11 protein-coding genes and 1 tRNA gene are annotated in these 13,542 nt (G+C 42.2%); 2 read left to right on the forward strand and 10 right to left on the reverse strand.

Annotation, left to right across the window (positions count from 1 at the left end; all coding sequences use genetic code 11):
* Positions 1 to 168: 168 nt before the first annotated feature.
* Positions 169 to 1,182, forward strand: a complete 1,014-nt coding sequence (locus tag IEW69_RS03120; protein WP_188625372.1) for an FRG domain-containing protein — start codon at positions 169 to 171, stop codon at positions 1,180 to 1,182.
* A gap of 419 nt (positions 1,183 to 1,601) precedes the next feature.
* Here the strand turns inward: IEW69_RS03120 and IEW69_RS03125 are convergent, their stop codons facing one another.
* The 7 genes from IEW69_RS03125 to metG all read right to left on the reverse strand — a co-directional run bounded on the left by IEW69_RS03125 (position 1,602) and on the right by metG (position 7,233).
* Positions 1,602 to 3,014, reverse strand: coding sequence for a hypothetical protein (locus IEW69_RS03125; protein ID WP_229663493.1), 1,413 nt, complete (start codon positions 3,012 to 3,014; stop codon positions 1,602 to 1,604).
* 74 nt (positions 3,015 to 3,088) lie between these two features.
* Complete coding sequence (locus IEW69_RS16880) at positions 3,089 to 3,523, reverse strand: AAA family ATPase (RefSeq protein WP_229663494.1); 435 nt, start codon at positions 3,521 to 3,523, stop codon at positions 3,089 to 3,091.
* Positions 3,513 to 4,034 carry an ABC-three component system middle component 5 gene (locus IEW69_RS03130; RefSeq protein WP_229663495.1) on the reverse strand — a complete coding sequence of 174 codons (522 nt, stop codon included), beginning with the start codon at positions 4,032 to 4,034 and terminating at the stop codon, positions 3,513 to 3,515. The genes IEW69_RS16880 and IEW69_RS03130 overlap by 11 nt, the downstream gene beginning before the upstream one ends.
* The gene (locus IEW69_RS03135; protein WP_188625374.1) at positions 4,031 to 4,609 is read right to left on the reverse strand and encodes an ABC-three component system protein; all 579 of its coding nucleotides are present in this window, start codon (positions 4,607 to 4,609) and stop codon (positions 4,031 to 4,033) included. Before IEW69_RS03135 ends, IEW69_RS03130 begins: the two co-directional genes overlap by 4 nt.
* Positions 4,609 to 4,794, reverse strand: a complete 186-nt coding sequence (locus tag IEW69_RS03140) for a hypothetical protein (protein WP_188625375.1) — start codon at positions 4,792 to 4,794, stop codon at positions 4,609 to 4,611. Before IEW69_RS03140 ends, IEW69_RS03135 begins: the two co-directional genes overlap by 1 nt.
* A 254-nt stretch (positions 4,795 to 5,048) precedes the next feature.
* Positions 5,049 to 5,120: transfer RNA gene (locus tag IEW69_RS03145), tRNA-Arg, on the reverse strand.
* 4 nt (positions 5,121 to 5,124) lie between these two features.
* Positions 5,125 to 7,233 (reverse strand): methionine--tRNA ligase, encoded by a 2,109-nt coding sequence (gene metG, locus IEW69_RS03150; RefSeq protein ID WP_229663496.1) that lies wholly within the window; start codon positions 7,231 to 7,233, stop codon positions 5,125 to 5,127.
* Positions 7,234 to 7,273: 40 nt separating this feature from the next.
* Here metG and IEW69_RS03155 point away from each other — a divergent pair, with 40 nt between their 5' ends.
* Positions 7,274 to 8,173, forward strand: coding sequence for a S66 peptidase family protein (locus IEW69_RS03155; RefSeq protein ID WP_188625377.1), 900 nt, complete (start codon positions 7,274 to 7,276; stop codon positions 8,171 to 8,173).
* A 23-nt stretch (positions 8,174 to 8,196) separates the two neighbouring features.
* On the opposite strand, the gene IEW69_RS03160 is transcribed toward IEW69_RS03155, so the two are convergent.
* The 3 genes from IEW69_RS03160 to IEW69_RS03170 all read right to left on the reverse strand — a co-directional run bounded on the left by IEW69_RS03160 (position 8,197) and on the right by IEW69_RS03170 (position 13,415).
* Positions 8,197 to 8,862: a hypothetical protein gene (locus IEW69_RS03160; RefSeq protein WP_188625378.1), complete on the reverse strand. Its 666-nt coding sequence runs from the start codon at positions 8,860 to 8,862 to the stop codon at positions 8,197 to 8,199.
* Positions 8,863 to 8,943: 81 nt separating this feature from the next.
* Positions 8,944 to 10,353, reverse strand: coding sequence for a RagB/SusD family nutrient uptake outer membrane protein (locus IEW69_RS03165; RefSeq protein WP_188625379.1), 1,410 nt, complete (start codon positions 10,351 to 10,353; stop codon positions 8,944 to 8,946).
* Positions 10,354 to 10,364: 11 nt separating this feature from the next.
* Positions 10,365 to 13,415 (reverse strand): SusC/RagA family TonB-linked outer membrane protein, encoded by a 3,051-nt coding sequence (locus tag IEW69_RS03170; protein WP_188625380.1) that lies wholly within the window; start codon positions 13,413 to 13,415, stop codon positions 10,365 to 10,367.
* Positions 13,416 to 13,542: the final 127 nt, after the last annotated feature.

Raw genomic sequence — 13,542 nt, forward strand, 5'->3', positions numbered from 1 at the left:
CTAGGTGCTTAGAATATTTAATCTGAATAGCCGAGTGAGTGAATTCAATGTTACAGACCGGTAAAGCCCTTTTCAACACCCGTTTTAGACTGTTACCCCATCGCTAAAAAGCCTTTTTTTGTTTTTGGAAGCTTCGTCATCGTATCTTTGCAAAAATTTTTTGACGACATGGAGCTACCAGAATACCAGAACTTCAAGGAAAAAGGAGCATTTTTCCAATTAAACATTATAAATACCGAAAAAAAGTTCGATGAATTCTACGCGAAGGTGACTAGCGAACCGTCACTATTACGCGGCATTAGCAATGCCAAATACAAGATTTTCAATTCCCTTCAGCGTTTTTGGTTTAAGGATGATTTGAGGAACAAGTTTGCATACGAGAGCTTCGTAAAAGCCTATTTGGCGGAACACAGCTCGACAATTTTACCTGCTTATTTCAGGGGATTGAATATTACACCTTCATTTCTGTCACTGTTTAGCTTTTTGCAGCATTATGGCGCGCCATCAGCCCTTATTGATTTTACTCCGAGCATCGATGTAGCACTATATTTCGCCACTGAATGTATCACGGATACTGGCCCATCTGATCGTATTGAAGACTATTTCAGTATTTTCCAGATCACAGAGAGCGATTTTGAACTGCTTTCTGACAATACTGCAATCAGCAGTGTTGGAAAAATGGTTGATTTCTGGGCTGATTATAAAGATGATGATGGAAATAATCCATTTTTTGGCCAGCACCTGGATCGTATGATCGAAATGCACACCGAAAAAGTATTCCTTGTTCCTAACGATGAAAAAAACAGGTCTGTGTACAACTTGTTAAGTAGTCTTAATATTATTGCGCAGAATGGCCTATTCATCTACAATGGGTATGAGGAGAAGCCCTTAGAAGAGGCCCTGCATAATTTCTTCGAAAGAGCGGCTAAATTTCAGTCTAGCATCCACGATGACCTTGATACTCCCGAATCACAAGAAATTAATAGGGAATATTTTGAGGAAACACTTCCTAGGAACAGAGAATACCTCAAGCGCTTAAAGGGCAACATCATTCAGAGTTATGAGATCAGCAAATCCCTGGGCCCGTATATTAAGGGAAAGCTTACCCTCTCAGAGGATGTTATCTATCCTGATCCGAAACAAATTGGCTGGAAGATGTTCGATGTGGTAAAAAACAGATAACAGCGTTCACGTAAATTCGACATTGGCAGTCGTTTCTGTACTCGCATTTTAGCTCTCGGGTAAAAGGCCGCCAAGCATTCTGTCGGTAAGGGTTGTGAAAGTTTATCAGATTAAGCTCGATGCTTACAAATTATGCCTAATATAACCCTGAGCATCAACGCTTCCGCATTCGACGAAATAGATAATACAGATCCCATGGAGGGATCGGTGAGTAGAATTAAAATATTCGGAACACGTACAGTTAAGGTTTAATTCTTATCTATACAACTGATTATATCATTTTTTGTATTTGCTACCCATCATTATTTATAATAACCTATTTATTCAAACTGATCTCAGACCTTCCAGAAGTGCCCTCACTAAACTAGAATCGTCATCCACTACAAAAGAACACTTAAACCAAAATTGGCAATAAGCATTTAGCCGACATTTTTTAAGCTCGGGTTCTGCTTGGTATAATAGTCTCCAACAATGTATTCACTACCCTTCAGTTCCGCAGGGAGTAAAGACGTGGTATATATTAATTGGTAACTATTCTTGTCCGATTTAGAAGCTTCACTAATAATTATTTTCTGAAAATTATGTGCCCTCAACGGCTCAATCCCTTTATCTTCCATGTTATCGCAAAGTATAAATCTAGGATACCGCATTTTGTCAATTGAAAGAGAAGCAAGAAACAATGCAAACCTCGCCGCTGTCTTTAAATAAAAATTAGAACTCGCTGAATATTTAGCATCCTTGTCTGCAATGAATGCTATATTATTCCTATAATCAATATTAAACTGTTTAGCGGCTTTAAAATCTTCCTGCCTCTCTAAGTCATTGTTTAACAAATATAATCCTTTGGTTTCTACGGCCTTATTTATAGAAGCCTTTAACTTCTCTTGATCAGACTGCATTTTATCAATGGCAGCCTTTAAGTAGCTAAGCTCTTGATCAAGGTCGTCACGCTTTTTTATTAACTTTTGGTAAAGCTCAGCATTTTCAAGTAATGTTCTGAGTTGTAAAATTTCACCCTCAACAAAGCCTTTATCTACATATAACTTGTCAATTTTTTCATCTCTAATTGACTTCACGTCCTTTAAAGATGCGTTAACTTTAGTTTGGATTTGTTTAAGTTTAATTTTTTCTGAATCCATTCTAGAAGTGAGTTCAATTAATTCCCTATTACGCTTAACCATCAAAACTTTAGACTCTCTAATTTGAAAACTTAGTTCCTGTTCAATTTTTCTTGCTTGGGTAATGCCGAAACTCTGGTCTATGGGTTGTTTGCATAGCTTGCAGGCAGATTCCACTTCTGGTTTCTTTAGGTCAGACAAACATTCGGGGCAATAATCCAAAGGAAATTCACCCAAAAACTCTCTTGTCAACATTGAATTTCTTACAGCCTTTATTTTAGCTTCCAAAGTGTCGATGAAATACCGTGAATCGTCGATTTCGTATTTCAAAAAAGCAATTTTCGAATCCAGTTCGCTAACAACGCTTCTTTGAACAATCGACTCCTGAGTTAAACGCTCAAATTCAAGTCTCGTATTTGCAGTATATTTAACCAACTTGTTCTTTTCCCGTAGCAGAATGAGCTGTTCTTCTATATTAAATATCTCTGCCTCTTTACTTGTTATTTGCTGGAGTATGTGGACAGGAAAAAGATTAAGTTCGTTATGAATAAATTGTCTTATGACTTTTATCTCCCTTTTTACATCGTCATATTCTTTATCTGCTTCAACCTTTCTCGTCTTCGCACCATAAAGGTCTTGATTATAAACACCTAAAAGTAAATCTGCAACAGTTTCTCGGGTAAGGGTGGTATCAAACTGCTCATACAGAAACAAAGAACTTGTCGGAGACTCCTGATCAACATATAAAAGTCTTAAAATCTGGTGAAACGTGATGTTACTGTCACCTTTTACAATTGGCAGATCAAGTTTTTCAAGAATACATTTGAAAAGCTCTTTCTCTCAGCGGTAGTATTATAGTTGAATTTTTGCCAGTCGTGTGCAGGAACAAGAAGCGCTTCAGCCATTGGCCCCCAATATATGTAGATGGACTCCGTGGGATTACCCTTCCCTGTTTCTACATTGATATTTATTCCTCTACGCAGAGTGAATACATTACGATTCATTTCAACTTCAGCTAAGACCTCTCGACATCTTTTAGCCTCCTTCACCCAATCATTGAAGTAACCCCCTAAAACATAGAATATGAAATGTGAAATCGTTGATTTCCCGCTGCTATTATCGCCATTAATAATGTTTATTCCACGCATGAATTTTTCGTCATAAGCAACTTTATGGTCATTTGTATTGATAAGCAGCCTATTTAGGAAAAGATTATTGTGCATCGTACTTGCTTTCTAGTAATTGAGTTCTATCTTTTAATCCGCCTTCACCATATAACGACATCAAATAAAAATGGGATGTCAATAAACTTATTGCATTGTTTTCCTTTGAACTTAATGCTTCGAATTTTGACGAATAGGTTGACAATATCTCTTTTGAAATGATCGTAATTCTATTTGTATTCAGGTAATCCTTATCAATAATTCCATAGGATGCCAAACATTTCAGCGCGCCTAACTGATACGGTTTAATCCTTTCGAAAACTTTTCTATTATCAAGTAGAAGCTCATACGGATTATCACTTTTTTTAATGAATGTTTTAATTAGTTCTTTAATATCCTTTTCGTTATTTTTTAATTTAATAGTGCTAATCTTATCCGGAAACAACAAATAAAAATCCCATATTCTTAGCCTTTCCGTCTCAACATAATCGTTTCTATTAAAATGGGTTAATATTTGCAACATCCGGTAAACAGAATGGTATAAATCAAATGCAGGATGATATACTATCATATATTCCATTTTATGTGGCATCTGCCTGTAAGAAAAAAGACCATACCATCGACATCTGTTGCAGTCAAACCCATGATATCATTGCAACCTTCCTCACGAATTATATTTAGCAGGGGAGTATTTATATGTTCTGATACTACCTTCATGATTTCAGATTCAAGTTTCCCCTCTCTTAAAAGAGGGTATATCAAATTTCGAAACTTTTCGATTATTATCGCCAGAAGATAGGCATGTATTTGTTGAGCCGGCTCAAAGAAAACAAATTTGGTTAGCTTTTTCGAGTATTCTTCCTTTAACCACATTGCATCTTCATACAGATGCTCAATATTCCCATCAATAAGCTTTTGTTCCAGGCCTACTACATCCCGTTCCAACATGTATCGTTTTAAGTCATGATTTATGTCATCAATTCTGTTATCGGCATTGTATTCCTGATTAAGTCGTTCAAACAAACTGGATAACTTTGTTGGCCTGGAATAGTTGTGGTAATGTTGAGTAGAGGAAAGATCGTCACCCCCTACTACCTTACTGTTGTCACCCCCAATTTCAATGCCTCTCTGAGTCGGGCCGAACATTAATTCGTTGACTTGTCATCTCCACCAACAATTTTCCCTGTGCCAGTAATCGTTATATTTTCCTGGCGCACAGTGTTATTCCGCTTTCGAATTTTTCTGATCGTAATTAGGGAACTACCTAAAGCAACGACAACTACCCCTATAACAGCAAGGATAATTTTAGTGGTATTTTCATCAAAGGTCATAAAGCGTTAACAAGTTTATAATTGTGAATATAGAAGTAAAGTTATGCAACATTAACAAGTTTAACCACAATGTCAATATTTTCTTTGCGTAAAAAATTCTTTGTCAAAATATGGATTACGTAATTACCCAAATGCTACTAAACAGCCAAAGGTCAAAGCAAACACAAATCATATTTCTCCAAAATCGTTCGCCCCTTTTCTAGCCCCTTGTAGCAAAAAAGCCAGCAGTTAGGTATAACTGCTGGCTAAATCGGTGGTCCCGACGAGAATCGAACTCATATCTAAAGTTTAGGAAACTTCTATTCTATCCGTTGAACTACGGGACCAATATTATTTGATAACGCTGCCGTTGTTGTGCTTATCAACAGGCGCCACAAAAGTAAGTTTTCCATCGGAATTTTCAGACATTAAAATCATGCCTTGTGATAATATCCCTTTGATCTCCCTTGGCGCAAGATTTACAAGTAAACTCACCTGCTGACCAATGATTTCCTCTGGTTTATAATGCTCCGCAATGCCCGATACCACAGTCCTTTGATCAAGGCCAGTATCTAACGTTAACTTAAGCAGCTTCTTCGTCTTTTCAACCTTCTCTGCTGCGATGATCGTTGCAACGCGAATATCCACCGCACTGAAGTCGTCAAAGTTGATGTTCTCCTTCGCTGGTGCCGCAACAGCATTTGCAAGCGTATTTTCGTCTTTACTCTTCGTCAGTTTATCAATTTGAAACTGCACCTGCTCATCTTCAATCTTTTCGAACAACAACACTGGCTGATTCAACTGGTGCCCCCTAGGCAGTAAATTCATCTGCCCTGCATGTGCCCATAGATGCCCACCGTAGTTCAGCATCTTCATCAGCTTGTCTGCAGTAAAAGGCAGGAAAGGCTCGATCAGGATCTCCAGGCTGGCAACGATTTGCAGACTCACGTTCAGGATGGTCCTTACACGATCCTCATCAGTTTTAATCACCTTCCATGGCTCCATATCCGCCAGGTACTTGTTACCCAATCGCGCAACATTCATCACCTCCATTAAAGCCTCTCTGAAGCGATAATTCTCAATGGAAGCACTGATCTTCGCCGGGTATTGTGCCAGTTCATCAATTACGGCCTGATCCTCTGGCTTGATGTCCATGATCATTGGCACCTTACCATCAAAGTATTTGTGGGTAAGCACCACCACGCGGTTGATGAAGTTGCCCAATACCGCAACCAGTTCGTTGTTATTTCTAGCCTGGAAGTCTTTCCAGGTAAAGTCGTTGTCTTTGGTTTCCGGCGCAGTCGCGGTTAGCACATAGCGAAGCACATCCTGTTTATCAGGGAACTCCAGCAGGTACTCGTTCAGCCATACCGCCCAGTTTTTAGAAGTTGAGATTTTCTGTCCTTCCAGGTTCAGGAACTCATTTGCAGGAACATTGTCCGCAAGAATATAGTCGCCATGCGCCATCAGCATCGCAGGGAAAATGATGCAGTGGAAGACGATGTTATCTTTTCCGATGAAATGAACAAGCTTCGTGCTGTCGTCCTTCCAGTATTGCTCCCAGTTGCCCTTCTCTACAGTGTTCTGATTGATGTAGTATTTCTCCGCTTTCGGGTTCCATACGTCAAGCTTTGCATAATTGAAAAACTCTTTAGTTGCGGAGATGTAACCGATAGGCGCATCAAACCACACATAAAGCACTTTTCCCGCAGCATCTTTCAAAGGCACCTCAACACCCCAGTCCAGATCCCTGGTCATCGCACGTGGCTGCAAACCAGCATTCAGCCAGCTTTGACACTGACCGTACACGTTCGGCTTCCACTCCTTATGGCTTTCGATGTATGCTCTTAATTTATCTTCATATTTATCCAATGGCAGGAACCAGTTCTTGGTTTCCTTGCGCACAGGGGGCTCACCAGATAAGGTAGATTTTGGATTGATCAGATCAGTCGCATTTAAAGTACTGCCGCAGTTTTCGCACTGGTCGCCATAGGCATGCTCAAATCCGCAGCGCGGACAAGTACCGGTGATGTAACGATCGGCCAGGAACTGCTGTGCTTTTTCATCATAGTACTGCTCGGTAACTTCCTCCGTAAACACCCCTTTGTTGTACAGGTTTTCAAAGAAGCCTGAAGCAGTCTGATGGTGTGTCAACGACGATGTACGGTGATAGATATCGAAGGAGATGCCAAATTCCTGGAAAGAATCACCGATGATTTTATGGTATTTATCCACCACCTGTTGTGGTGTAATGCCTTCTTTTTTTGCTTTTAAAGTAATGGGAACACCATTCTCATCCGAGCCGCAAACAAACTTTACATCACGCTTATTGGAGCGGAGGAAACGTACATAAGTATCTGCTGGCAGGTAAACACCCGCAAGGTGCCCAATGTGCACCGGACCGTTCGTATATGGCAATGCAGCCGTTACTGTATATCTCTTGATTTTACTGTTATCCAAAACTATTTTTATTAATTTGTCAAAGATAAGTGTTTTACCAATGATTAAACAGCCGCCATATTTAAAAAAAGGTGACAAGATTGCAATAGTAAGTCCAGCGAAATTCCTGCCCCGGAAGATCGATGAGGGCATAAAGATTCTAGAAAGCTGGGGACTTGAAGTCGTAACAGGAAAAGGGGTCTATGCCACGGCACATCAGTTTGCAGGCAATGACGAGCTGCGCGCGGCTGATTTGCAGCAGTACCTCGACGATCCGGAAATAAAAGCAATTATTGCTGCACGGGGTGGATACGGGACCATCCGGATCATAGATATGTTGGATTTCACCGCATTTTCTGCAAGCCCAAAGTGGATTGTGGGCTTCAGTGACATCACCGTACTACTATCGCACCTGCTGGCGGCGGAAAACACCATGAGCATCCACGCGCAGATGCCATACACCTTCCCTGACGCTACGCCCGATTCCCTCGAATCACTAAGGACGTCCTTATTTGGTGAACCCTTAACTTATACCTACAATAGCGCACAGCCGAACATACCCGGCAAAGCGGAAGGCGTGCTCATCGGAGGCAACCTCATGATACTTGTCATGCTGAGTGGCTCCGTTTCGGAGATGGATTATACAGATAAAATCCTGTTTTTGGAAGATGTAGCTGAGCAGGAATATTCCATAGACCGCATGATGCGGATGCTGAAGCGCAGCGGAAAGCTTGCCAAACTAAAGGGCTTGATCGTAGGCGCACTTAACGAAATTGAGGAAGAAGCAGTGCCATTCGGCCAAAGCCCGGAAGAGATCATCTATGATCTGGTAAAGGAATATAATTACCCGGTATGTTTTAACTTCCCCACAGGGCACATAAACGACAACAAAGCACTGACACTTGGCAAACAGGTGAAATTAGATGTTGCTACAAATCAAGTGGTATTAACGCAGGTTTAAACCTGCTGCAACACTCAGGCGACTTACAATCCATTGTAGAAAGTGAACAATGCCATTAGATCCTGATCTTCATCAAAGTTTACGCTGTTGTTTTTTAAGTATTGCTGAACTTCCGTGGATTTGTCAGCCATCACAGCAAGTACATTCTTTTTAGAGGGCTTCAATTGGGTTAGCTTTTTAGAACTTGGATCCTGCAGGTAATAAGCGGCTTTCTCGAGTACATTCTTCGTGATGGTTGCGGAATTGTAGGGTTTATCCTCCCACACAATCTTCCATAACTTCTTCATCAACGTAAGTTTGCCGGTAGAAAGCACCTTATAACAGGATGGTGTCACGTCATTATCCAGAAATATATACTGAACTGTCGTTACACCATTACTTGATGTATCCTGCACTGAAAAGGCGGCAACCGGATCTATAAAGGCCAATGGTGGACTACCAGCCTTGCCAAAAAGAGGTGTGTTGGAAATCAAATCAAAGTTTAAGGGAACGTCCTTAATGCTTTTTCCATTCTTCAGCTGGACAACGCCTACCTTAAAGTGCTTAAACAGCAATGGACTACCGATTACGTCAGATTTTACACTCCCTAATATTGGGCGACCGTTTGCTTCTTTGAGATAAGTCTGGTTTTGGCTCCTGCTAACTTGACTGATGAACAACAGGAAAAAGATGGTAATTAAACTTTTCATGATTATTGCAAATTGAAACAAGGACCAGTTCAACGATGAACCTGGTCCTTGTAAGTGAATATTGAGCAGAATTAAACCAGCTTATTGCCAGCCTGGGTTCTGGGTGATTGGGTTTCTGTCTAACTCAGAAAGTGGGATTGGAGCAACCCTGCGGAAATCGGTATAAGGTATGTTTTTCACACTTCCACCACGATCGGTGATGTCACGCTTCAAACGGTTTAAAGTATGGAAACGGTCACCCTCAAAGGCAAGTTCTTTTCTTCTTTCCGTTATGATCCGCTCGAATAAAGCAGGGCCAGTTTCATTTACCGTTGCAGCTGGGTCACGTTGCGCAACCAAAGTTTGCAGGTAAGTCGTCGCTTCAGCGGTACGGCCCAGGTTATAAGCGGCCTCCGCAGCGATCAGATAAACATCTGATAAACGAAGCACCTTCTTAGTGCCGTAGTTCACAAGATCAGGGTATTTACGAACCACATACGCAGGATTCTCTGCACGGGTTCTTGCTGTAACCTGAATCAGGCTCTTACGGATATCCGTGTCTGCGTAAGCAGCATACAGTAATGGATTTGCCAGCGCGTCACCATAACCCTGCTGCCCGTAGAAATAGGCAAGCTCATCAAAGCCGGCGTTGTCAATCTGGTCAGATACCACTTCGAATAAGGTTTCATTGCTTGCTGCAGCAGTTTGCGCAATGCTTGAAGACCAATAGGTCGCGTAGTTGGTTCTGGTCAGCAATGAAGTGTTGGAACTGGTGATGACCTCTACTGCTTGGTCATAAGCCAGCTGGTTGCTGGCAGGTGTGCCTTTAAACAAGTTCACCTTTGCGGCAAGGCCGCGCGCAGCATATTTGTTTAATCTAGCTGTTGTAGGCTTTAGCGTCATTAACTCATAAGCCTTGTCAAGATCAGCAAGGATCTGCGCGTAGGTTTCCTCTACGGTCGCTCTCGCTGGTTTTCCTTCAATATTGAAGTCGAGCACCAGTGGAACACCTAGTCCGGCAGGATTCTCCGTGTATGGCCTTGAAAATGTCTTCACCAGCTCGAAGTACATGAGCGCACGGATTGCATAGGCCTCACCCTGATACTGATTTACGTTTGCCTGACTGGTAATGGTTGGTTTTGCATTGATGATGTTGTTCGCCCTTAAAATTACCCGGTAAGCATTCTCCCAGATGCCCAGAACATCCGCATTATTCACGACGAAGTTGTTCAGGTTGTGTCCAGTGAAACGACCAGAGTTTCTGGTTGAAATAAACACGTTGTCTGCCTGCAAATCGCCAAGCAGCGGCAATGAACGGCCATATAGGTTGGTGTTTCGCATGCCGGCATAAGTACCGTTAAGTGCAGTCAGAATGTCTGCGTCTGTGGCTAATGCTGTTGTCGCATCTACAGAGGTATAAGGTGGTTGGTCCAGGAAGTCCTTGCTACAAGCGCTTAGCAAAGTCCCAAACACCAATCCACTATATATGATGTATTTGAAATTTCTTTTCATTTTAGCTTAAATTAAAATCCTACGTTCACTCCAAAAGTTATTGTTTTCGGGATAAACAACTCAAAGTTGTTCGTTCCATTCGTTCCACCCGCTTCAGGGTCAAACGCTAACTTGTCATCCTTCACCCATGTCCAGATGTTAGATCCTCTTGCATAAACCCTGATGCTACCAACCTTTGCTCTGTCTAAAATGGTCTTTGGTAAACTGTAGCTTAAAGTCACATCGCGAAGACGGATAAAATCGCCCTTGTTTAACAAGCGGTCTGAAGCTGCAAAAGAGTTTGTTCCACCATATACCAATTTAGGTACGTCGGTAACATCTCCTGGATTCTGCCATCTGTTTAACTCGTTCGCACTCTGGTTGTAAGAGCCTACATAAGCACCACCACTGTTTTGGTACTGGTAGAAGCCATTATAGATGTAGTTACCAAAGTTATAGTAGAACATCGCGTCTAAGCCAATGCCTTTGTAGTTCAACGTAGTACCGAAGCTACCGAACGCTTTAGGTGCAGCAGTTTTGTCTAACAACACACGTTGCGCCTGATTATAACTGGTTACAACTTCCGTTCTGCTCGCATCCTTATACCACTGTGGCAAACCAGTATCGGTGTTTACACCAGCATATTGCGGTAGATAGTAGCTCTGGTAGTTTTCACCAACCTGGCGGATGAAAGGGTTTGCTACTGATTTGTCGATCACAAGATTTGTAATCTTGTTTTTATTTAACGAAATGTTGAAGTTTAAGGTCCACTGGAAATCTTCCGTACGAATCGGTGTTCCTGCTAATGAGAACTCCCATCCTTTGTTTTCCATTCCCCCGAAGTTGTTTACATAACTTGGGAAACCTGTGGTATAAGATACCGGCACTGACAACAATAGATCGTCAGACTGTCGGCGATAGTACTCGATGGTAGATGTTAAGCGGTTATCGAATAAACCGAAATCCACACCGATGTCATAGCTGTTTGTCTTCTCCCAGGTTAAGGTATTCACACCATACTGGCTCGGACCGCTACCAATTGCACCATTGTACACAAAGTTATATCCGGTTCTGGTATAGCCATAAAGGTTTCTCCAGGCATTGTTACCGATGTTGGCGTTACCATTCACACCGTAGGAAGCACGTACTTTCAATTGGCTGATCCATTGGATGTCGCTGATGTACTCCTCACGGTCAGCATTCCAGCTTCCACCTAATGACCAGAAATTACCATATTGTTTTTCAGATCCGAAACGGGATGAACCATCTCTACGGAAACTTCCAGACAACACATATTTGTTCTGGTAAGAGATATCTCCGATAGCTAGTAGCGATGCGAAGCTATACCCATCCTGGTTACCACCAGAAGTAATTGGCGTTGCACCCACACTAGGTACATTAAAGTTCGTGTTCAAAGGAACATTGTACGCTGCAACAGAAGAGTTGTAGTTTTGTGAACGTTGTGCCTCGTAACCTGCTTTAATGTTTGCAACTAGCTTATCATCCTTAGTGATATCCCAACGGTAGTCAACTAAGTTTGTCCATACCCAGTTGAAATACCTGGTGTAATCGCGGTAAGTTCTACCACCAACATTTCGTCCGTCACCGTAGGAAGGGTTGTTGTAGCTATCCTCTTCAAGGTTGTTATAGTCAATACCGTACTTTGAAGAGAATTTCAGGTTTGGCAATAACTTGTATTCAGCAAACACGGAAGTGATCGCTTTCTGCGTATTGTTATTTTGCTTATCCATTTCCAGGATCGCCAGTGGGTTGTAAAGGCCTGCGCCTGGCGCAAGTGCTCCGCTCATGTTTAAGCTACCATCCGCATTGCGGGCTGCTAAATCTGGCATTAAGAACAAGGAGCCCAAAACTGGGTTGGCGAATGCACCAGCGTTTGCTAAGCCTTTAGTATTCGTGCTGGAAAGTAAGATGTTGGTTCCGATAGAAAGCTTGTCTGTTAAGCTGTGCTTCAGGTTCAGATTCCCTGAATAACGCTTGAATGCAGAACGTGGCACCGTTGCTTCCTGTGTGAAGTAACCACCACCAATGTGGAATTGCGTTTTCTCATTACCACCGTCGATGGAAAGGTTGTACTGCTGTTGTGCACCTGTTCGGGTCACTTCATCATACCAGTTCGTGTTTACATCAGGATTGATGCCGAAGCCATCTTCACCGATAACGAATTCTCTGATGTTTGCTGCGGTAAGTCCATACTGGCTTACATAAGAAGGGTTGTTTAATAGCGATTCTCCGATAATCAGGATGTTCTCTTCCGTAGTTAATGGGCGCGTTGCGTCGTTGAAAACACCTGGTTTAACCACACCATATTCTGCATCAACACGAACTTTCGTTTTCCCGGCTTTACCAGATTTGGTGGTAATTAAAACTACACCGTTTGAACCCCTGGAACCATAGATAGCGGTTGAAGAAGCATCTTTTAGTACTGTTAAGCTTTCAATGTCATTCGGGTTAATACCTGCCAATGCGTTTGCAGAGGTTGTATTACGGGATAAGTCGCCCGAGTTAACCGGAATACCATCGATTACGAATAATGGCTCAGAAGAACCTGAAATTGACCCCAGACCACGAATCCTGATCTGCTGCATCGCACCTGGCTGGCCTGATGCGCCGGTCGATTGAAGTCCGGTTACACGACCTTGAAGCGCTTTATCTACAGATGTGAATGGCGTGGCTTCAATGTCTTTCGCAGCAACCGTACCCACAGAACCTGTTTGTCTGGCCCGGGTGGTTGTACCGTAACCGGTAACGATAACTTCTGTCAGCGCTTGTGCATCACCGGACAGGACAATGTTCATCACGGTAGAAGTTGCTGGGACACTCTTTGTGGCATAGCCGATGTAAGAGAAATCGAGCACACTCGATGCGGAAGGTACGGCAATACTGAACTTGCCGTCCGAGTTGGTTTGGGTTCCAAGGTTCGCACCCCGCACCCGTACACTTACCCCAGGCAACGGTTGCCCATCATCCTGGCCGGTAACTGTTCCTGTGACTGTTCTGGTCTGTGCCATACCATAGAGGCTGGTAAGCAGCAGCAGAAACATGCTTAGTAGTAGTTTTTTCATAACGTAAATTGATTGATAGATAGTCCAATATACACTTTTTTACAGCCCAAAACAGCTAAATTGAAGCAAATGGGGCGTTTAAAAACAAAAAGCGGCAATGTGCCGCTTTTATAAACTTATACTTAAA

The sequence above is a fragment of the Pedobacter quisquiliarum genome (genome assembly GCF_014642175.1).
Taxonomy (GTDB): Bacteria; Bacteroidota; Bacteroidia; order Sphingobacteriales; family Sphingobacteriaceae; genus Pedobacter; species Pedobacter quisquiliarum.